Below are 23,918 nucleotides of genomic sequence, written 5' to 3'. Positions count from 1 at the left end.
ACTTCTTTTTCACCAATAACACAAAATTTTTTTCTATTATTCAATAAAAATATCTTTATAGGTAAAGATATAGAAACTAATCACATAAATAAATCAGAATTCCACATTTCAGCCTCAAAACAAATGAAAATTCGAAAAATAAATTATGTAATATAGATAGTAATCTTAACATTTGATTACTTATATGACTAGATAAGTATTTAAAATAGTAGTTACTAAATCATATAAATTAAAAGAAATGAGTCCGATTTAACATCGAACTCATTCCTTATTAGTAACCTAAATTATCGTATCTAACTTTTCGGATTCAATTCATTTCCGTTTCTCTTTCCAAACTTAGCAACAGAACTATTACCTATTACTGAACTCTTGATAGATTCCATGCTATAGTATCAGTCCCATTCTCTCCATTACCATATTTCATATAATCGATTAAATATCCTACCTTTAACTTGTTACCATTAGATAGTATGTTCCATTGCTTATGGTGTCCAGTGAAATTCTTTGGATATGCATGATTAAATTTAAAAGTACTTGCGTTCTGTTTTTGATCTAAATGGATATAACTATCTTGAAGTTTTAAATATGCATAATCTGAATAAATAGGATTTTGAAATTTAATTAATACCTCTTCATCCTTTTTAATTGGTTTTCCAGGTTTAGGTTGACCTACTCTTTCAATAATTACATTCACTTTTTCATCACTAGATTTTTCAGACCAAAGATACTCCCATTTATTCCCGGCATGATGACTTCCCCAATAAGCTGTATTTCCATATGAGGCCACAGTATAAGGAACTCCTTCTGTAACAAATTCACCTGAATTATCTACTACATAATCTTCAAATTCTTTATTAGCTTTAATTTCAGTATCAATCTTTTGTATAGGCGTTAAATTGTGTGCGTCATTGATTTCAAATGTAACTTTTCTGTGCGCAGCAATTTCAGATTTAATAGGGTGTATATTTTCTCTAGACTCATATGTAAATCCATTCTCACGTTTAACTAGTGTTACTGTTTGTGATGGAGCATTCCATTTCTTGTTATACGTAGTAGGAATCTCTTTACTCACTCCAAATAAACCCGGTAAAACTGTTGCCCTAATCTTTTGCGTCACAGAATCATAACTACCTTCTACTAATGTTGGTTGCTGTAGTTTTGCAAAAGCACCGTGTACAGAATCTTTATGTAAATAACCGCCATCTCCCTGTCCCGCTTTTAAATCGTTTAATGCATCAGTTCCATTATTAGCTGAAACCACTGATACGTTATTAGTACTTTTAGCCTTGTTTACAATATGATTCACTTTTTTCGTATCTATATTTACATGTTGAAAAACTTCGTTATAGGATAAAACTGGCTTATCAGCAAGGGATTTGTCTTTAGGAGTATATATCCTAAACTTTGGTATATTTCCTATATCTGTTTCTAATTGTTCAGTAGCTGCATTCACTCTAGACTCATATCTCCCTGAATCCCCCAAATGCATAATTTCTTCACCTTTTTCAATAGATAAATCCATTGTACTTGTAGGTAAAACTTCAATCGAAAGAAGTTCCCCTTGTTCAACAGCTTTTAATTCATCCAAAGATAAGACAATATTTGCATCTGCTTGTCCTTCTAAACTGTCAATTACTACTTCTGTTTTATTCCGTCCACCTTTTTCTGTACTTAAATAGTTTGCTTTATAACGATCTTGTGTTGCCTTTACAGTATTAATAATTTTGTTTCCTAAACGAATATTAAAATGTGGCGAAACATTTTCAGCGGATGCTGTTCCTACATTCTTATATTCCAAATGTACCCGTAATTTTGCTGCGTTCGCTGTATCCACAGTTGTTGCCGTAGACCAATCAAAATTATTTGTATAACTCTCCGTTTCCGTAGTTGTTTTTGAATATCCATATCCCACATTTGCTGAAACACTTCCGGAAGGAACAGGGCCGGCTGCTGAGCCTTCTACACCACCTGAACCACTTAAACCTACATTAAATGAATGTTGTGTAGATACACTTTTTTCCCACCCTCTGCTAACTGATCCGCCATTATTATCCGTAATGGTTGCAATAGGAATTACCTCAATTCGTTTGACACCAATTTGCAAATTCGGTATGTTGGCAACTATCGGATTGAAATTAGTATCAGAATCGTTGTTATAATTCTCAACCTCATACATATCAGTAAAAGGATCACCATCCGTATTTGCATTCATAGGATTCGATATAAATTTTGGTTTCCCTTTATCCTTCTCAGGATCCCATGCTTTCGCTTCATTTTTTCCAGTTTGTGAATTGAATTCAATTTTATAACCATTAATCTCTAAGTCGTTAGAAATACCATCTTTGTCCCAATCATTGTTTGCCATTTCAATGTTTTGTGTAATGAGCGAACCTATCTCCCCATCAGATCCGAGCGTGAAATTCTTATCTTCTTTTTTTGCATTTGCATTTTCTTTAAATATTTCAACTGTACCTCCTGGATTCGGTTGTTTTACATCTGCTAAAGCAGGAGATACTAGAGTCAGTGCCATCGATACACTACCTAATACACTAATTGCTGGCTTCAATTGTTTCATTGTTATTTTTCCTCCTTGGTTTCTAGGTCAATTAGAACACCTACTAGTAAGATTAATTTCATCATATATAACAAATCTTTCTTTTCTCTCTCATAACTGTTAAAAAAGTCTCTCGTAAATATTACAAAACACTTACAGAGTTCTTAAAAGCTACAAAATCCATATATGAAACATCAAAAAGCCGTAATATGAAGAATCCATTACAATATATGCAAAAAAGCAGCTAGCCAAAGCTAACTGCTCACAAATTTATAAAATTTCAGTAAAAGAGTGTATTAATTTTGAAGTGTACAAATAGGGAGAGTGACTTCAACTGTAGTTCCCTTATTCACTTCACTCTCAATAAATACCTTTCCCTGATGTGTTTCAATGATTTTATAACAGATCATTAACCCTAAGCCAATCCCCTCTTCTTTAATACTATAAAAAGGTTCTCCGAGGTATGGTATACGTTCTTTTGGAATCCCACACCCTTGATCGATAAAACGAATACTTAATTGATTATTATCAAGTATATTTAATTGAATGAGAATTTCTCCTCCCATCGGCATAGATTCAATTGCATTTTTTAATATATTAACAAATACTTGCTTTAATTGATTTCCTTCACATGAAATCAATGGAATACCAGGGTTAAGATCAATTCTAATTTTTATATTATTCATCATTGCTTGAGGTTGTAGTAGCATTAAAACTTGATCCATTAGCACACTAATATCATTAGGTTTTATTTTTACCACCTGTGGTTTGGCTACCGCCATAAATTCAGTTGTAATACTCTCTATACGCTCAATCTCTGATGATACTATATTTATATAACTTTGATTATTTTCATTTTCCGTTGATTTTAGTAATTGCATGAACCCTTTCATTGCAGTTAATGGATTATTAATCTCATGAGCCATTACAGTCGCTAATTGTCCTACAACAGCAAGTTTTTCAGATTTTCGTAATAATTCTTCTGTTTTTAGCCGTTCAGTGATATCACGAGAAATACTTAGGAAAACTTTTTTACCATTTAAGTTAAAAACACGAACACTAAACTCAGTTGTTATTACTTTTCCTGTTGGAAAAACATATTCATCTTGCAAAGTGAAGGAAGTTTGTCCCTTTTTAATTTTTTCTAATAACCTTACGATTATTTGAGAATCTTGTGGTACTACATTTGAAAATGATAATGAGAGCAACTCTTCTCTACTATATCCAAATCTTCTACACCCAACAGGGTTTACCTCAATAAATCGACTTGGAGCATTATCTTCATTCAGCTCTACTACATATACCGCATCAGTTGCTTGTTCAATTAGTGCACGGTACTTCATTTCACTATCTCTTAATTGCTGGTGTAATCGATGTCGTTCTCTTTCTGCTTGTTTTCTTTCAGAGATGTCTCTACATATTGCTGATAAAGCTATCACATTTCCTCTTACATCTAGTATAGGAGAAACTGTCAGACTGACATCAAGAAGACTCCCATCGCTCCTTTGTCTAACAGTTTCTAATCTAGTAACCACAGATTCACCTGTTAGAATTTTCTGAATATTTTTAATCGATTCTTCCATTAAAAAATCTGGTACACAAGGTAATCTCTTACCTATGATTTCTTGTGATGACCACCCAAATATCTTTTCATAAGCTTTATTCGCTTGTAAAATATGCCCTTCTCGATCAGAAATGGTAATAGCATCTAGATTGTGCTTTATAAATGATTCCAATAATTCTTTGGTAGCGCTTAATTCTGATTCTACCTTTTTCCTTTCGGTTATATCAACTGTAGAACCAACAACTTCAATAACTTGTCCATTTCGTTTAATCGGCCTAAGCGCAATAAGAATAATAGTTTTATCATTTGGCCAAGGTAATTCAAATATAATTTCTTTTCCTTCCCATGCCTGAAGATAGTACTTCATCAATTGTGGAACTAAATGTGGAGGAACAATAGAAGCATCAATAGTACGTAAGCTTTTTCCTACCACCTGTTCAGAATAAAATCCGTTTTGATAATAAAACTGTCCATCACATAAAGTGTGTATAAAGTGCTTACCCACTTTTTTAAATTTAAAAATTCCTCCTTGAAGCTCATGTACGGTATCTGCAAGTTCTTGCTTCGATTTTTTTAATTCTCGATTCATTTTAGATAAGTCCTGTGTTAAATAATACAATCTCTGGTAGGCTTCCATAAGAAATAGCCCAATTAAAAGTCCTAACGCTATATATAATAAGCCTCCTGTGTAAAGTAATGTAGTATTAAATAATACGCCAACTAACCACTTTATTCCAATAAAAACAGAAAAATATAACGATGCACTTTTAAAAGGATGTAGTTTTTTAAAATAAGTTTTAAAGGTAGAAAATAGAATCCCCATACCTAAATAAGCAATCACAGGAGGTTCCCAGTACCCTCCTGTGTAAAAGATACGCATTACAATTATGCTAATTAACGTAATCCAACCAGCAATACGACCAAAGTAAATAAAAGATAGAATAAGAGGAACAACTCGAAGATCGTAGGAAAATCCCATGTATGGAAAAGAAAAGAACATTAACGTAACTGCAATAATCCCTCCATAGAGCTTTTCAAAATATCGACTAGAATTAATTGTAAACACTTGAATAAATATTGCTGCGCTAACTAATAAAGAAAAAATAGAAAGGTTGATGAAATAATCTTTAATAATCATGTAATGTCCCTCCTTGCATTAAGTGTATTCGACAAAAAAGCTAAAAATCCTACAAATTGTATAAACAGTTCAAATGCATAAATTTTAAACTAGGATAAAATCTAGAAAAGTAAATAAGGGGCACAGCAGATGAGATATTTTAATGAAAAATAGTTCAAAAAAGATAATAGTAACCGTTGACTACTATTATCTTTTTTCTTTAATTTATCGTAATATGTCTGAAACTCTAAGGGACGTGGTATGTCATTTCATCAAACAATGATTATATGCTGAGTGATGAATATAGAAATTTCAGCAGTAATTTTTGAAAAATAACATAAAAAACAAAACTATCTTTAAAAATGGAAAAAAACTATATAAATGTCAACTAATCTATGTACAAAAACGTTTACTTAATTTTGCATAAAATCACTCAACTTAGGAAGCTAAGTAGTTCTTCAAGGTCGATAAGAACACCTGTAGATGCTTCAGGATAACTACATAATTGTATGAGTAATGTACTTGAAACCTTTCGGTAAAACCATACACATAAGACAACTAACTCCTTGGTTCAATATTTACTTTTTCGCTGAACAAATTCTTTTTCTTGAGCAAATTATTCTAGGATATAAGGAGATATATGCCATTGCAATTTTTCAATTAACTTGGTGTCTAGTTTATTCTCCAGCTCCAATTACTTCGTTACTTTCAGATTCAGTTCATTATATTTTGGACTTTGTCTTTATACACAACATATTCTTTACCATCCACTACTGCTACTACCGCAAATTCATCATTTGGATTGAATGAAAGCCAATCAGCCCACATGTTAGTATTAGCCCCTCCACTCCACATATTATGAACAGTGTTTTTAGTTAAATTCATAACTTTATAAGACGCATTTGGCGCATTTGTTCCAGTCTTTATTTCAAAAGTGTATGCGTTATGAATTTTTTTATAAAAGTAGAAAACGTTTGATGGACGAAGCTGATTCAAAAAATCCTGTTCTTTTTTCTCTGCAATTTTTATCCCTTCTTGCAAAGTGACAACATCTGTTTTTAATGTTTTCCAACTGTTTTTCGCTGCATTCAAGCTAGGGGTTAAGAATTTATATTTATTTTGATCAGCTTTTTGATCAGCTTTATCAATATGTCCCAGTACACCCGAATATTGAGAATCTAAATCCTCCCATTGCGTAGACATATAAGTAAGAGCAGTGATAGCACTATCAAGCATACTATGCATATCACTAATATTATGAAATGCAACTCCAACTACACGATTCAATGTTATTTTATAATCTACAGTCTGACGCAATTTTGCTAATTCAGGTTCTAGCCAACCTAACTTACCTCTTGCATCACCTATCATTATGCCACCAGCAATCAAGGTTGGAATAAAGGGGATTTTCACCATGTCTAAGCCCTTAGATTCTATGTCTTTCTGATATTTTACTTGTCCTAAAAGGTCCTCTAGACGCTTTTGGTCAGCCTCCACATCAGCACCTTGGTTTTTTAAAATCGATTGCAATGTCTCTTTATGACTTCCAAATGTTCTAACATCTTCTCCAATAGCATTTTTTAATTGAATTAATTCTTCTTTTAATGCTTTTGCAGACTTTTGATTTTGTTGAATTCCTCCCTGTAAATCTGTAATCCCTTTTTTTAAAGTATCTCCATTTCCAGTATTGATCCCCTCTACTAATGTTTCATAATAATTTTCAAATTTTGTATCGTATTCTATAATGCCTGTCAATGTATCTAAAAGCTGTTTTTTTACTTGTGTATTCCATGTAACAGCATGTGCTCTTGCATTCTTTTGATCTTGTACAATTTTACTAGGTAAATCTGCATTTCCATTAATAGTTATTCCTTCAAAACTCACATCTGGATTATTAATTAGCAAATAAGAATATTCATTCATAGCTTTTGCAAATAAACCAGCATCTTGCAAAGCTTTTTTCATCTGTTCTTCATTTGCTGAAAGAGACATATTTTCAGTGTTCGTTTGTTCAATTTCAATTGCAAAAGTTTCTAGTGGTATGACTGCATAAGTAGTTGTTATAGTTAAAAACGCTGATACAGCGAGTAGTTTATGAGGGATTTTTTTCATCATTTCGTATTCCTCCTATATAAGGTATGGTTTCAAGTTCTAATCTTATTAAAAAGCGATGTCTTTCAAAATGAGTTCTACATCTTTTATCAGTATCGTTTGAACTTTCTTTAGCAGCCTTCAAATCATTAAGTATTAAAGAAAATGTATATAATCTGCTTCAAATTAACCGATTCTGTTGCAAATTTAAAAAAAGCAATTAAACTACAAGGTTATTTTTTATTCGAATCATACTTATATATAATTGAAAGGCGAAGTCTTTAATGAGACTCCGCCTTTCTGTTATATAAGGATTTATTAATTATTACTTTTCTGTTTAACAGTGTAATCATAGACTTTCTATGTTTTAGTTCACTTTACAACAGAATTAATATTTCCCTATTTTTGTGGAGTAACAGTTTCCACTTTTAATTCCTTTATTCCTTCTTTTAATGTAACAGCATCTGTTCGTAATGTTTTCCAACTGTCTTTCGCTGCATTTAAATTAGGTTTTAAGAATTTAAATTTATTTTGATCGGCTTTTTGAGCTGCATTCTCAATATGCCCTAGAACGCCCGAATATTGAGAATCTAAATCATGCCACTGCGTGGACATATAAGTAAGAGCGTTAATAGCATCATCAAGCGCCTTGTGCATTTCATTAATATTACTGTAAGCAACTCCAACTACACGATTTAAGGTTACTTTATAATCCACGGTCTGACGTAATTCTGCTAATAAAGGCTCTAACTTACCTAAATTATCCCTTGCTACTCCCACTATGATACCGCCAATTATTGGTAGACCCAAAATAGCACCCTTCATTACATTAAACCCATCAGATTCTAATTGTTTATAATAGTTTACTGATCCTAATACTTCTTCTAGACGCTTTTGATCGGCATCAACATCTGCACCTTGATTTTTTAAAATTGACTGCAAGAGCTCTTTATTACTTCCAAATGCTCTAACATCGTGTCCAATAGAGTCTCTTAATTTAGTTAATTCTTCTATTAGTTGTTGTGCATACTTTTGATTTTGTTGAATTTCACCTCGTAAATCTGTAATCCCTTCTTTTAAAGTTTCTCCATCCCCTGTATTAATCGCCTCTATCATTGTTTCATAATAATTATCAAATGTTGTATCGTATTCAACAATACCATTCAGTGTATCTAAAAGCTGTTTTTTTACTTTCGTATCCCAAGTAACGGCATGTGCCCTTGCATTCTTTTGATCTTGTACGATTCTACCAGGTAAATCTACATATCCATTAATGGTAATTCCCTCAAAATTCACATCAGGATTCTTAATTAACATATAAGAATAGGCATTCATAGATTTTGTAAATAATCCAGCCTTTTGCAAGGTCTCTTTCATTCTCGCTTCATTTGCAGAAAGAGCCGTATCTCCATTATTCGTTTGTTCAATTTCACTTGCAAAAGTTGTTACTGGTGAAACTACATTAGCAGTTGTAATAGTTAATAGCGTCGATACAGCGAGTAATTTGTAAGGGATTTTTTTTATCATTTCATTTTCCTCCAATTTAGGTTTTAAATTTCAGTTCTACTCCTGTTTAAAAGCAATATCTTTTGAAATGAATTCTGCATCTTTATGAATATCATTCCAACTTTCTTTAGCGGCTTTTAAATCATCTGGTATTAAAGAGAATTTGTGGTCTTGCATAGAATCGATATTATCCAATAAATCTGTATAATTTGCGCCCATTGTATTCCATTGCTTTTGAATATTTGTTAGAGACAATATCGCTTGATCTACAGTCTGGTATAAATATGCCAATGTTTCTTTCGCGTTAGTAAGCGAAAGAACTGCTTGATTAGCACGATCTGCTTTCATACTTAATTCTCCGATTTTGTTAGAAATTTCATTATAGGAGTCCATATGCTTAGATGCTGTGACACCAGCCGCAGTTCCTAGACCGATACCAGCTGCGCCAAGAGCCGAGAGTCCACCAACAACAGCCGGTGTTGCTGTACCGCCAGTTACAACAATAACTACCGCTCCTCCAATAGCTGCAATAACTAAAATAGCTGCTCCCAATCCACCACCAATTGACCATGCTAATACATCATCAAAATGTTTTTTCTGAGTAGAACGAAGTTGCTCAATTTCAGCTTGAAGTTGTGGAATCGTTGCCTGTTGACCTGCTAATATTGCAGTTAATCCACCTTTCCCATCTGGACCACCAACATTATTTTTAAAATCTGTAGAATTTTGATATAGTTTCCCTTTGAAGTCTTGTAGCATCTTAATCACATCTGTAACTTCTTTTGAATTTGTATTGATTGTAGTAATTAAATCATTTATACCCTCTTTTAGACCTGCCTTATCTTTCTTTTGTACAGTTTCTACTAATGTGTCGTAATAATTTTGAAATTGTTCATCGTAATTTACAATATTACGAGCAGTTTTTTGAATCTGTGGCTTCGCTGTATCTAACCAGTAATTCGCATTGATTCGTGACAGCTCTTGATTAAGGTGAATATTTTTGAGCAACTCTCCCCCCTCTGAGCCTAAATCGATATTAGATAAATTTACATTTGGTTGCTTAATCATTGTTTTTGCGTATAAATCCATTACTAGAATATGAGACCCTGTTTCAGCTAATGCTTTCTTCAGTCCTTCGGGGCCCAATGCATAATTGCCTACTTTTTGTTCTTGAGCGGTCGTTTCTTGTGCAAATGCATGAATAGTGTTACCGGTAGTAGCAGTTATAACAGTTGCTAATGTAGCTAAAGTTAGTACTTTGAATGGAAATTTTTTCATGACTATTCTCCTTCTTTCGCTAAATGCTTATAATCTTTATGAATTCCCAAGAAACGCAATATCAAAATTTATATACTTGTTCTTCAAGGTAACTTATTACATTTTTTAATTGTCTTAATGTATCTTTTTGAGACTGCTCGTTAGTTGTATCAACATTAGTAGATAATTTTGTAATGCTATTTTTTATTAGATTTAAATCTTCTTTATAGCGCTTTAGTAGGTCAAGTTCTACATCTACTTGATTTGCAAACGTATGCAAATCATTTTGTGTAAGAAGAAGCATTGATTTTTGTAAATCAGCTATTGATAATTTCGTTGTTAAATCATATATTTTTTGATTTTGTTTCTCTAAATCATCTAAATATGCTCGCTGTTCTGCTGTTAATTTATTTACTTCAGCAAAAACGCCAAATGTTTTCTTAATCTTTTCGGTATCAATGACCTTCATCAGGTCATACTCTTGTGTTTTTGCTGCGGCTGCGGCTGCTATTTCACCTTGTTTGCTTTTCTCAATTGCTTCACGAGCTGCTTTTTTTGCTGCTTCAATCTCTAGAGCAGTTTTACCTTGTTCTGTCGCTTCTTGCGCCGCTTTTTTCTCCGCTTCTAAAATAGAGTTGTTAATTTCTTTTCCTTTGTTATACGCTGCCACCCCTGCTTGAGCAGCCGGTTCAATAATTTCTTTTGAAAGACTATAAACTTCTTTGAATATAGCAAATCCCTGTTCATTTAAAGCCCCTGGTATTAATGCAATTTGCTGTAAATCATTTTGAATTGCTTTTTTGGTATTTAATATTTCATTTTTTAACTGATCTATTTTTCCTGTTCCATCTGTACTTAGTATGCCTTGCGCAGTTGCCACATCAGTATCAAAATCTTTTAATTTTTTATCAAGCTGTAATTTAAGATCTGTTAATTCATTGATTTGTCGTTGCGCATTTTCTTGATTCGTCATAGCCATTTCTTGAAGTACTTCAAGTCTATCCGAAAACCCTTCTCTATCTTCTTTATTGTCTACAAACGATTTTAATGTCGGGTAATAACTATTAAATTTTGTTACAAATCCTTTACTTTTTGAATTTAATAGAATTAACTGTGGATAGAGTTCCGATGACCATTCCTTCATATCTTGTTTGATTAGGAATTGATTGGTATTTAAAGCTGGGACTTCCTCTAGCTGTACATTAGGACTCATTAAAGATTGATCAATATACGTTTGGACTAATTTAGAATGCGCACCTAATTTTCGTAATGATGAAGAAATATCCATGTTTTCTTGTTGAGTTTCTGCTTGAACGATTGGTGTTGCGAGAGTATTGATAGGAATAGTTGCTCCAGTTACAATGGATGTTATTAAAAATCCTGTCATTATTTTAGTTTTCATTCCGTACACTCCTTTACCATTGTTTTTATAACTTAATTCATATAACTTGTACGACCGCTCTCTTTGTAAACTGGATAAGAAGGAGAAATCTTTCAGATACGTTAATATCGTTGTTTTTTACTTCTAATAGGATATAAGGATTTTATTTATCTCTCATTTCGATACTCTATTTTTTAAAATATAAATAACAAAAATTTATTAACTATATTTGAATCAGGCACCTTATGAGTAGTAAATTATTAATTCTTTCCTAAAGTTGCGGTTTAACTTACAGAATCGTGAGGATCAATAAACCAATGCTTACAGTTAATCTTGTCATAACATTGTTTAATTTCAATTTGATAATATCCCTCTTAGTTTTGTCAGCAAACTCCTTACTAGACAACAAAAGATGAAATTATACTGTACATTGCTTATACTTTTATTGCGGAATAACTTCACTTTTGTTATGCAGAAACTTAGAACACGTTTATTACCAATTTGATTCTTGACCTCTTGTGAATAAATTGACTATTTAGAAAATTATTAAAGACATAATGTTACTTACAACTTCACTATAATTCCTATTAGCGTAACCTTCTCCTTTCTGTCTGGTCATACCAGTTATGTTGTTCATTAAAACATTAAATTTTTAATGCGTAAATAGAAAGATTTTGTCGATTAAGCTCGATAATTCACTGTTAAATAAAAATATGTCCCGGAAAAAATTATATAAATATAGTTATTCGTAAATTTCATTTCTGTAATTGGAATGATTACAAATTAATGTGTATACGGTTAAAAATAACTATTTTAGCTCAACCAAGAAATTTTATTTTAGAAAAAATACTTATAGAATAATATAATAGGTCTTTTTATACTTTTTTACCTTTATTTAGTTATGTATAATTGCATAAAATGTAGATATATTTAGTAATATATGTTATATTATTGATTTTTCACAAAAAATCCTAATATCATTATTAATAAATATCCAGTATGAAGATATTAGTCTATAAACTTATCTTCGTTATAAACATAGGTTTTAAATTACAAAAAAGCTGCAAAGCTTCCTTGGAACACTCTTTGCAGCCTTCTGTCTTTTTATTTCCTTTAGCAAAATAACGGTTAGTGTATTTTTTCAAATTAACAATATGGTACAAAGATTTCCATTGAGCTTTTGCTCACATATGTGTTTATAAAGTCTTCAAGAGCTATTTGTTTGAGCTGACATCAGACTAGTTTATCTGATTCAGAACTATACCGATAAAGTGCAACTTTAATCAGTGGGGGTTTTTTTCATCCCCACTGATTATTAGCCCACACCAATCGGGCTTTTACGGGCAGCCCGCCCCCCACCTAACTTCTTTGCTTTCGCTGAATTTTTAGATGGAGGTCTTACTGCCCGGCAAATAGCGGGATAAATTCAGCACATGATTGTTATTAAAAAAATAGATATACTTTGTTTCTCCATTATTTTTCTAACTCCTAAAAATTGAAACTGTTCCGCTAACAAGATAATATCTGGTTAATCTCATACGTCTATTTGAATACAAGTTCTTTTTCTAGACAAATCACAAACTCTTTCTAGCGTAATAAGTCCAGTATTTTCATCTTTTGGGGTACTTACACCCATGTTTAAGTCTTTACATTGGAGACAGCAAATAACAAGCTTATATTATTGTATATTTTTCACGGTACTGCCTAGGAGTCATGCTAGTGATTTTTTTGAAAACTCTTATAAAATAACTTTGGTCATTAAAGTTAAGCCAAGCACAGATATCTGATAACGAATAAGTAGTGAGGGTTAATAATTTCTTTGCTTCTTCCACTCGTTCCCTTTGAATATATTCGCTTAAAGTAATTCCCATTTCTTTTTTAAATAGTTTAGACAGATAAGTAGGCGTAATTTCTAAATGATTAGCAAGTTCATTCAGAGATATTCCATCATAAACATTTTTATTAATATGTTTTATACATGTAGTAACCGCGTAAGAATACTTTTTTGCATTGTATTCTTTCACACGATCTGCAAAGGTACGTAAAGCGTCCCCTGACAATCGCTTTACAGATTCTACACTATCTAATTGTTCCAGGGTTTGTATATATAAAATACTATGAGCAAAAGCAATATCTGGTGGCAGATTTCCTTCTATTGCATATCGAGTGGCTAAGGTAATCGCAATAATTCCAAGGTTTTTTTGATTCCTGAGCGGATCCTCTATTAGCATAAGTTCAACATCTTCTTGTGAAACCGCATACATATACTGTATTAACTTTTTTTTATTTCCTTCTTTGATAGTCGAAAAGAAATCATTTACTAATGCCATATTGTGTGTTTTAGGTTTGTTTTGTCGGCGTTTTAAAATATATAAATCAGGTTTCACAATTTTATTAGGAACTTCCTCTAGTACTTTATTTTTTTCCAAGACAATATCTACATCTAACTTTTCATTGAAAATCATGTAATGTAATAAAATTCCCATATCAATTAATGTAGTTTTTTTAATCTCAGATAAACACTGATAATAGGCAAGTCTTTCTTGAATGTTATCATTTGATTTAAATTCTTTCTGAAATTTTATGATCATATCATCTGAATCTTTTGAATGTATAGTAGGACCGATTATAATAGTCCCTTTAATATCATCATGATTTTCTATATGAATTAGAACAAAATTTTCAAGATAGTTATTGCTTCGAAAAAGTGGCAAGTTAAAGGGATCGTTTTCTTGATAAATATCACTAAGATGTTCTTCTTTTGAAGAATAAAAAGGACTACAAACATTATCAGATGTAGAATGATATAAAATTTTTCTGTCTGTAGACAAAATATGCACAGGGGCATTAAATGCTTTATGTGCAAGATCACACAAGTGTTGTATATCGATGGAAGTATTCATTACATTCTCCTTTATAGATCCATAAAATATATTCTGTTATATATAATTCACGACAAATAATACTATAAAATATCAAATTAGTACAATTCACAACAAAATATTACTATATCTTTTTTATAAAAATCATATATTATTTAATTGTAGTTAGCATCTAAATATCAGAGTAGATAAGTAAAGGAAATACACTAAGTTCTTTTCTTAATTCTACAAGATATATTATTGAACTTGAGAAAACAGTGAAGTACTACAAAATACAGTGGTAGTCAATGCGAGGACCAAGCTGGAAAAAGATTTAAAATAAAGCGAAAGTAAAAAGAGGTACTGTACCACCGCAAGAAACAACAGTCAAAGTTCCAATTCAATCATTTATACAAATTGAATTCAAAAAATAAATACTGCTAATTTAAATGTGAAACTGAAAAACTATTTTGCTCCAAATTTTAGAAAAAAATAATAAAGAAGTTGTGAAATTGGAAACAGATGAAAGCGATACGGCTATTTTTGAAGCACTATGCTTTGAAAAGTACAAGGTGGAGGAAATTCAAGTACTCAATTAAACATTTAATTGAGAGAAAGGTCTTTTCATCAACTAAAAATAAAAAACGAATGGAATATTCAAAAAAATGACACTATATTACTGGTCGTAACAATAGTTTTACTTTCCACAAAAGAGGAAAAAATATATAGACTTTACAAATACTAAGAATAGCAAACTAGATAGTTTTATTACCGCATCACATAAAGTGAAACTTTAATCAGTGGGGGTTTTGTTCATCCCCACTGATTATTAGCCCTCACCAATCGGGCTTTTACGGGCAGTAAGACCTCCACCTCAAAATTCAGCGGAAGCAAAGAAGTTAGGTGGAGGTCTTACTGCCCGGCAAATAGCGGGATAAACTTATTATTAATTTCCAAATACAATAGTTTTTAATCAACAAAAAAACTTCAATAATTAAGGTGCACAGTAAATTGACCTCAAAACAGTAATTACTACAATATCAGTTTTTACTTATTCTATAAAAAAGAAATATCACTTAATAATTATTACTTTATATCAATTTAGACATAAAACATTTTATTATATCGGCTTAAGTATTATGAAATTAAAATTGCAAATAACACCAAAACTCTTTTAAAGGCTCATACATCGTTCGTATCGGGTTTATTATCTTTTGATACCTATATCATTAACACAACTAAAAAAGTTTGTTATAAAGGAATCTGAGAGGTTTTTTCAATTTCGAAATTTATTTTTTTGTAAATTAAAGGAAAAATAATCCATATATATATACGGATTATTTTCTTAGTGTACTCTGTATTGACCTGTTAACTGTTTTTCAGCCATTCGAACTAAGCGTTTTGTAATCTCTCCACCGATCCGAACCATTTGCAGATGATGTGATGTATCAGGTCCCAGTGTGACTCCTAGTTCAAAAGCAATTTCATACTTCATTTGCTCAATAGTACTTGTAGTAGCAGAAATAAGAATTTCATTTGTATTACTTTCTCATCTTTGAATATTTATAAATAACATGTACCTAATTATGCTATTTATGCATGAGCAACCTAATTTATTCCAGTATTTTTATAGAAACCCTTTCCCTCCCCTTATTCCACCAATTAAATTTGAAACACAAATGTACATTGCATTTCAATATAACAATAAAAGCTACAAAAGCAACGAATTTACTATTTTAAAGTTAAGTGTTTAACCTTGAAGTACTTAAATTCTTTTTTCCAGATAAAGCATACATTATATCTTGATGTTTTATTGTCCTCTTATAATTATGTGGTATCGGGAATTTATTTCGGTGTTCTTTTATTATAATTAAAGTTTGAAGTTCTATGTTCAATACTTTTGCGAGGACATGATAGTTATATCCATTGTTTAACAGAGAAATTATGTCATAAAACATAGTTTTTCCACCCACTAATTTTACTAATTTATTCTTTAACTCATCCCCTTTTTCTTTAGCTTCATCAATTTCTAACAACATAGATTTTTTATTTGTCTGCTTAATGTATTGAGTATACAACTCTGGGAATTCTTTTTGTACTTCTTTGTTTAATACTGGTTTATATTTAATCATATAAGTAACTTGTAACAATGAGCGTTTTAACAAACTATCTTCAACGAGATACGCTACTTTATTAAATAAATGGACATATTCCTCAATATTGGAATAACTATTAAAATGAGCTAATACTCTACTTTTTATACTAAAAGCCTTGCCTACATAAATAATATTGTCATTATAATCTTTAATGAAATAAATACCACTGTCAGATTTTTTCAATTTATTATCTAATTCTTCTATACTCATAAAATGCAATTCACTCATACTTCTCTCTCCTTAGCAGTTTTAAATCGTAAAAAACAAGCAAGGTTTCTAAAAAAGTACTTAGCTGCCCTAGCATCTCTTATTTTATCTCTTGCTAAATGGTAAAAAACTGTTTCTATGTTCCTCAACTATCAATATGATTATTAATAAAATTTTCTATCGTTATTATCTCGCAATTTTATCATGTAATTTCGAGATCGTTTCCTCATTTAAATTACTGTGTTTTATCGAATAAAGGAAATATATTACTACCCCAATAGTAATCCAAATACTAAAGTACACCCATGTCCTTAACGGTAAATTTAGCATTAAAAACAAACAGCATACAATTGCAACGCATGGTAATACAGGTACAAAAGGTACCATAAATCCACGTTTTAAATTTGGGTGTGATTTACGTAGAATAATAACTGATAGACAAACTAACGCAAACGTCACCAAACTACCGATATTAACTAAATTAACTAATTCTTTCAAATCAATAAACCCAGCTATTATAGAGCTCCCTATTCCTGCCAATCCAGTTATAAAAGTGGGTGCTCCAGTTTTCTTATTAACTTTCGCAAATGATTTTGGTAACAATCCATCACGACTCATTGCAAAGAATACTCGTGTTGCCGCATACATATTGGAAAAAATAACAGCCATAAGGCCAATTACAGCACCTGCAGCAATTGCACCAGCGACTTTTCCTTGTCCTACAACTTCCATTACATAAGCCATCGCCTCAGGAACATTTAATTCTTTATAGGAAACCATTCCTGTCATAACAAGGCATACCATAACATAAATAATTGTACATATGATTAATGATGCAATAATACCGATCGGAAGATTACGTTTCGGATCTTTTACTTCTTCTGCTGAAGTTGCTAATATATCAAAACCCGTAAAAGCGAATAAAATAGCTGCTCCACCCGTAAAAACTCCACTTAAACCGTATGGTGCAATTGGTATCCAGTTCATTGGTTTTACATAGAATATACCAACCGTAATAAACAACAAAATCATTCCAATTTTAATCAATACCATTGTATTATTGATTCGTTTACTTTCCCTCGTACCACGAGATAACATCCATGCTAATATCAATGTAATGATTACTGCTGGTAGATTCACAATACCACCATGCGAAGGAATCGTTACTAGAGCTTTAGGTATCTCTAATCCAAATCCCTTTATTAAATTGTGGAAATAGCCTGTCCATCCAGCAGCGACAGCCGCTGTTGCCACGATATATATTAATAGCAATGACCAACCTACTAGATGAGCAACAAACTCACCAATTGTTGCATATGAGTATGTATATACACTACCAGACGCCGGGAGTGTAGAAGCAATTTCCGCGTAACATAATGCTATAAATCCACATATAATTGCTGCAAGTATAAATGAAAAAACAACTGCTGGGCCAGCATTTCTTGCTGCTACTAATCCAGTTAACACAAGAACGCCCGTTCCAACTATCGAGCCTACCCCTAACATAATTAAATCAAATGCTCCTAATGTTTTCGTTAAAGTCTTGCTTTGATTATGCTCTAACAATTGTGTAACGGATTTCTTTTTTAGTAAATTACTCATATTTTCTGTATCCCCTTTAAAATAAGGTTTATTCTTCTCGTTAGTGTTGTATATAAATTTACTTAGTTATTAACTAGCCTCATAATATTTCTTTTACATTAAATAGATTTAAAATATTATATAAATTCGCTTCTCACTTACTAGTTAAACTAGACATTTCCATAGATTTTTGCGTACAACGTTTCATAGCTGAAATGATAGCTGTTCTTAAACCTTTTTCTTCTAGCGTTACTACAGCCTCTATCGTCGTTCCACCTGGAGAACAAACCATATCCTTCAATTCACCTGGATGTATTCCTGTTTCCAATACCATTTTTGCAGAACCTAATACAGCCTGAGCCGCAAATTTATAAGCTTGTTTTCTCGGCATACCGCCAAGTACAGCAGCATCTGCCATGGCTTCTATAAACATATACACATATGCTGGAGAAGAACCACTAATAGATGTAACAACATCCATTAGTTTTTCATTTATGACCTCCGTCTGGCCGAAAATATTAAATATGTTCAGTACCTCTTTTATATCTTTTTCTGTAACCATTTCATTAAAACATAACGCAGACATTCCTTCTCCAACAAGTGCCGGTGTATTAGGCATTACTCTAACAACTTTTAACTTTCTACCAAATTCATTCTCAGTGCTCTTAATACTTTTTCCTGCAGCAATAGTTACAACGATTACATCATTTTTTATTTGATCTTTTATTTGGTTAATTACCGATGAGTATAAATCTGGTTTGATTGATAAAATTAAAATGTCAGCGCTGTTAGCGACTTCATTGTTGTTAGTAGTTATAGTTATGCCATATTCATTACTAGCATTTTTTAAATTAATGACATTTAAATCTGAACAAATTATTTGATCTGGAGAAACTATATTTTTTTTAATCATCCCACCTATCATAGCAATACCCATGTTTCCACATCCGATGAATCCTATTTGTTTATTCATAATAATTTGCTCTTACTCCTTCTACTCTAAATTTTATTGATTTTGAAATTATTATTCTAAATAAGGGCTATTACAATTACTTGGTTTATCAATAGAATTTCAAAATTCTCCTTCCTATATAGAGCTTACATATACCTCTAATAACTTCTTTGCTTTCGCTGAATTTTGAGGTGTGGGTCTTACTGCCCGGCAAATAGCGGGATAAAATCATTTCTTTAATCTATAATGAGAAGGACATAAAAAAACAAAAAGTTACAAAAATTTTCAAATTAAAACTTTTATAACTTTTTGTTTTGATGTAAATATAATTTCAATTAATGTATCTCACCGTTTTAAACTTGACGCTCCATAATCTTGTATAGTTACATTTATATGATATTTAATCGGTACTTTACTAAATGTTTGATCCCAATCTTTTTTGACTTTCTCCCATGTTCTCGGGTGTTTAATTCTTAATTGGTTGCCAAAACCCGCAATATCGACTTGGTATTCTTTTTGTATTTTTTTTGTAACATGATGTACTAAGTGCTTTACTTCTTTTTCAATAGCTTTTTCTTCCCTTTTTAAAAATTCATTTTCAAAATCTTTTCCTGATTGCATCCAATTTTCAGACAAACGCCCTTCTGATTCAATGTTTACATCAAAGGAAATATTATTTCCGTTAACATGTGGTATGATTTTGCTTTTTATTGATTTTATCTCGTATATAATAAGTTTCTTTGATTCTTTATCAAAAGTTTTTACCACACCACCATTCCTTTTTCCGTTTATCCATACTACTCCTTCCAATTCCTGTTCATTTAAAAAGCCCATCAACTTTTTTGTCTTCCCTTTAATTACAGCAGCTCCTGCAAATTTTGTTTCCCCTTTTATCGAGATTACATTTTGCAAAAGAAAACTGGACCCTGACCGCATCTTTCCTTCCAATTTAGCGAGCGATACAGGAGGTAAAATCCTTGTTGTTCTATTTCTATTATCTGCAATTCCAGACAAACGAAATGCTGGGATTTCTCCTTTTTTGTTTGATTCCAGTACCTCCTTCGCTAGACCCTTGCTAATTAAGAGCATACAGCTAAGCCGAACTTCATTGTCACGGAGATACTGTTCAAGTAATTGTTCTAAACTGAATGTACGTACAAGACTATCACTAATAACAATGTTTTTTAAATGTGGGCTGAACATTGTGCTCTCTCTTTTCAATGAAAACTCACGAACAATTTGATGAATGGAATCACCGGTCTCAGAAACATTTATATAACGTTTTTGTTGTCCATTTCCTTTACTTTGTGCTTGCGAACTAACAATTTGATAAGTAGCTGTTATAAGATTTCTTTTAGGATAACCTCCTTCCTCATCCTCTTTCTCAATTGTTGAATCCTTCCCTTTATCTAGTGCTATACCTGCAGTTAAACTCAACTCTTCTACTTCTTTACTGCTCCAACATCCTGTTAAAAATAGAAGCAAAAGCGTCCATAACAAAGCCAAATAGAACCGCATATAATTAAATTTATTTTTCACACTACTCCTCCTTTTAATCGCGTAATAATAAGAAGAAGCAGTGGCAGTAAACCAAATAAAAATAAAGCAGCATTACCGAGCATATCCCCCAATTTAAGCAAGTCATTTATATTTTTCGAAGTCATAGCAATGATGTAAATGATTGGAATCAAAGCAAAAATAAACGGATGAATTCTCTTTTTAAAGAGTTGTGCTAATCCTAATGCAGCTGCATAATAACTAATCGTATAGGTAGCAAATATTTGCATAATCCATATTACAAGCAATAAAGATTCAAAACGTTCAAATATCAATCCAGAAATTTCAAAACTGCGCATAAGATCAATTGTCGGCCATGTTCTTGTTACAACCCCATCAATTGATAATGCACCAATGACCATTACAACAGTTATTACATAAAAGATTAACGGAATAGAAATTCCAACTAAAATAGCTTTTACTGCTTTATTTCGTTGTTCCATAAATACCAAAAGAATTAACATAATTTCAGGACCTGTATATGCGAGAGACGTTGTTTTTATCCCATCTAACACTGGTTTAATCCCCAAACCCAATACGGGACGGAGATTATCTATCTCAAATATTCCGATACTCATAAAGGAAATGAGTAAAAAAATAAAAAAAGTAATAGGAAATATTATTTCAAACATCCGTGCAATTGAATTAATACCACTCATAATCAAATAGAGACCTATCCACATAAAAGGCATAACAATAGCCCATGTGGGGGTTCCTTCGAGCAAAAAAAAGCTTATTACTTCTGCCATTGAACGAATTTGAAATGCTGAAGTTGTAAGAAAATACCCTATAATAAGAAAACTAAGCAACCTGCCTATCCATTTCCCTACAATATCTTGACTGTATTGGTAAAATGTTTTTTCTGGAAACTGCTGACTTAATTTGACCATAATTACTCCTGAAACCATTGCCAGTATTCCACCTAATATCACACTTAGCCATACATCTGGTGTTTTCACTTTTTCCACAGATGCTCTGGGCAGAGTGAGAATTCCTGTCCCAAGTATGTAATTTACAATAATAACAACTGCTTGTGAAGTTGTTATTCGGTCTTTAGGTTTCGTAATCACTGAAGGCCACTTCCTTTCGTCATCAGCTACCTTTTTCGGATATTTTTTTTGGTATGCATTATTTTTGGTCTACGTCTCATTATTTTTAATGGCATGCGAACTATAAAATCTTTCCAGTCACTGAATCGATATGGAACAGCAGGGCTGGTATAAGGAACGCCAAAACTTTTCAATTTCACTAAATGACTGCAAAGTAAAAGAAAGAAGAGAATAACTCCATACAAGCCAAATATCGCAGCACAAAACATAGCTATAAAACGAAGAATGCGTAACGTAATTCCCACACTATATTGAGGAATAGTAAAAGAAGAAATAGCTGTTACCGCAACAACGATAACCATTATTGGACTAACAATTCCTGCTTCTACGGCAGCCTGACCAATTATTAAACCACCCACAATTCCCATTGCAGGCCCAATCGGTTTAGGCAGACGTAAACCTGCTTCTCGCAAAACTTCGATAGCTACTTCCATAATTAACGCTTCTATTAAAGCGGGAAAAGGAACTCCTTCTCGCGATCCGATAATAGAAATAGCGAGCTTAGTGGGAATTAATCCTGGATGAAATGAAATAAAAGAAATATACAGTGCTGGAGCAAATAATGAAACAAAAGCTGTCATGAAGCGTAATAAACGGAGAAGCGTACCAGGAAGCCACCTTTCATAATAATCTTCTGGTGATTGCAGCAGCATACTAAATGTAACTGGAGCAATTAAAACAAATGGTGTTCCATCTAACAAAATAGCTACTCGACCTTCCATTAAAGCACTAATAACACGATCAGGTCGTTCTGTATTTTGAATCTGCGGAAAAGGACTGAGATAATTATCTTCAATAAGTTGCTCTATATAACCAGATTCGAGTACACTGTCTATGTCAATTTTCTGAATTCTATTTTTTATTTCATCCACCAATTCTGTACTAGCAAGATCTTTAATAAATGCGACAACTAACTCTTTCTTTGCACGTTCTCCTACTGGTAGCTTTACTAATGATAAGTTCTCATCCGCACAGTGTCGTCGCAAAAGTGAGGTATTATCACTTAATACTTCAGTAAAACCGACCCGTGGCCCTCTGACTAATGCCTCCGATACTGGTTCTTCAATATTTCGTTTATTTGCTTTTGTTGTACCAAGAATAAACACATCTGCTAAACCATCAATTAAAAGAGCTGTTGAACCTATCAATACTTTGGGTATTAAATCTTTTATGTAATGGACTTCTGCTACTTCACTAATTGTAAGAACTTTATTTTTAATATATTCTTTTGAAACAGTCCCCTCCACATAAGAAGATTCATTTTTATATTCATCAGAAAAATCATCCATTAGTAATTTCATAATATGTTTGTCAATTATCTCTTTATCTGATAGACCATCAACAAAAACGATCCCAGCTTGAATATCTGTGCGTCCAATATTAAACTTCCGAAAGCGAACATCAGAATTATGTCCGATTTGTTGCTTTATAAGTTCTAAGTTAGAGGCAAAATCATTTGTGAAATGAACGTTTGCATTTTGAGATGGTTTATGCTCTTGTTTCGTTTTACTTTGAATATTATTTTTTTTCACTTGTTTGTCTCTTGACTTCCACCAACTCATTCTTCCCACTCTTTCTCTGACATACGAACCCAATGAAAAAATCTTGAGATAGTATACGGAATTAAAAACAAGATAAAAGCTTGTACAAAGACTTTCCAATCTGGAAGATAAGAAGTAATTATGTTCCACATTTTTATCACCCAATTTATATACTCTGCTAGGATTGAGATTTCTAAAAAACGATATGTACTTAATAAAAAATAACGATAAGATTAAAGAGCAGAAAAGCGAGACATTATGCTTATTTAGCACCAATAACCTAGTTAGTATAAAAACATTTCTGACCTAAAATACCATTTCCAATTATAATTTGTTAAATATTATCTCCTTTTCCCTTATTTATATGCCTGCATTTGAATTTCAAATAATATAAGTATTAATGATATTTCCTCTTAAAGAAAAAAAGATGCTAGAAGATAGCATCTTTTTTTTAAATTCAACTTACTATGTAGTTATATTTTAT

Annotated in this window: 15 protein-coding genes; 1 reads left to right on the top strand and 14 read right to left on the bottom strand. The window is 32.0% G+C overall.

The genetic code is table 11. The features are described 5' to 3' along the window. Positions 1-358: 358 nt before the first annotated feature. From D1166_RS27815 to D1166_RS27785, 7 genes are all read right to left on the bottom strand, one after another. A complete protein-coding gene (locus D1166_RS27815) occupies positions 359-2,575 on the bottom strand; it encodes a binary toxin-like calcium binding domain-containing protein (RefSeq protein WP_000811551.1) in 2,217 nt (738 codons plus the stop codon). A gap of 275 nt (positions 2,576-2,850) precedes the next feature. Beyond that, a complete protein-coding gene (locus D1166_RS27810) occupies positions 2,851-5,256 on the bottom strand; it encodes a PAS domain S-box protein (RefSeq protein WP_000584297.1) in 2,406 nt (801 codons plus the stop codon). 693 nt (positions 5,257-5,949) lie between these two features. Next, a complete protein-coding gene (gene hblB / locus D1166_RS27805) occupies positions 5,950-7,350 on the bottom strand; it encodes a hemolysin BL regulatory component HblB (protein ID WP_044584613.1) in 1,401 nt (466 codons plus the stop codon). A 375-nt stretch (positions 7,351-7,725) separates the two neighbouring features. Continuing rightward, complete coding sequence (hblA, locus tag D1166_RS27800; RefSeq protein WP_118043506.1) at positions 7,726-8,853, bottom strand: hemolysin BL binding component B; 1,128 nt, start codon at positions 8,851-8,853, stop codon at positions 7,726-7,728. 36 nt (positions 8,854-8,889) lie between these two features. Continuing rightward, entirely contained in the window at positions 8,890-10,110 is a 1,221-nt protein-coding gene (gene hblD / locus D1166_RS27795) for a hemolytic enterotoxin HBL lytic component L1 (protein ID WP_000714435.1), read from the bottom strand. Positions 10,111-10,171: 61 nt separating this feature from the next. Next, the gene (gene hblC, locus D1166_RS27790; protein WP_000850225.1) at positions 10,172-11,491 is read right to left on the bottom strand and encodes a hemolytic enterotoxin HBL lytic component L2; all 1,320 of its coding nucleotides are present in this window, start codon (positions 11,489-11,491) and stop codon (positions 10,172-10,174) included. Between the two features lie 1,652 nt (positions 11,492-13,143). After that, entirely contained in the window at positions 13,144-14,373 is a 1,230-nt protein-coding gene (locus D1166_RS27785; RefSeq protein ID WP_001097930.1) for a helix-turn-helix domain-containing protein, read from the bottom strand. Positions 14,374-14,801: 428 nt separating this feature from the next. On the opposite strand from D1166_RS27785, the gene D1166_RS27775 reads away from it, so the two are divergent. Next, positions 14,802-14,930, top strand: a complete 129-nt coding sequence (locus D1166_RS27775) for a hypothetical protein (RefSeq protein ID WP_001986326.1) — start codon at positions 14,802-14,804, stop codon at positions 14,928-14,930. Between the two features lie 746 nt (positions 14,931-15,676). On the opposite strand, the gene D1166_RS27770 is transcribed toward D1166_RS27775, so the two are convergent. The 7 genes from D1166_RS27770 to D1166_RS27740 form a co-directional block, all read right to left on the bottom strand. Then, entirely contained in the window at positions 15,677-15,862 is a 186-nt protein-coding gene (locus D1166_RS27770) for an alpha/beta-type small acid-soluble spore protein (protein ID WP_130813691.1), read from the bottom strand. 211 nt (positions 15,863-16,073) lie between these two features. Beyond that, entirely contained in the window at positions 16,074-16,715 is a 642-nt protein-coding gene (locus D1166_RS27765; RefSeq protein ID WP_001292166.1) for a nucleotide excision repair endonuclease, read from the bottom strand. Between the two features lie 165 nt (positions 16,716-16,880). Beyond that, positions 16,881-18,296, bottom strand: a complete 1,416-nt coding sequence (locus tag D1166_RS27760; protein WP_000067454.1) for an amino acid permease — start codon at positions 18,294-18,296, stop codon at positions 16,881-16,883. Between the two features lie 133 nt (positions 18,297-18,429). After that, positions 18,430-19,248 carry a pyrroline-5-carboxylate reductase gene (gene proC, locus D1166_RS27755; protein ID WP_001041290.1) on the bottom strand — a complete coding sequence of 273 codons (819 nt, stop codon included), beginning with the start codon at positions 19,246-19,248 and terminating at the stop codon, positions 18,430-18,432. 324 nt (positions 19,249-19,572) lie between these two features. Next, positions 19,573-20,766, bottom strand: a complete 1,194-nt coding sequence (locus D1166_RS27750) for a Ger(x)C family spore germination protein (protein WP_000790799.1) — start codon at positions 20,764-20,766, stop codon at positions 19,573-19,575. Next, on the bottom strand, positions 20,763-21,854 hold the full coding sequence (locus tag D1166_RS27745; RefSeq protein ID WP_000628985.1) for a spore germination protein: 1,092 nt from the start codon (positions 21,852-21,854) through the stop codon (positions 20,763-20,765). Before D1166_RS27745 ends, D1166_RS27750 begins: the two co-directional genes overlap by 4 nt. Before the next feature lie 26 nt (positions 21,855-21,880). Then, complete coding sequence (locus D1166_RS27740) at positions 21,881-23,455, bottom strand: spore germination protein (RefSeq protein ID WP_000119227.1); 1,575 nt, start codon at positions 23,453-23,455, stop codon at positions 21,881-21,883. Between the last annotated feature and the right edge of the window lie 463 nt (positions 23,456-23,918).

The sequence above is a fragment of the Bacillus sp. ISO11 genome (genome assembly GCF_003458115.1).
GTDB lineage: Bacteria > Bacillota > Bacilli > Bacillales > Bacillaceae_G > Bacillus_A > Bacillus_A cereus.
Note: the sequence above shows the minus strand (reverse complement) of the source record. Positions and strands in the feature narration are given on the sequence as shown.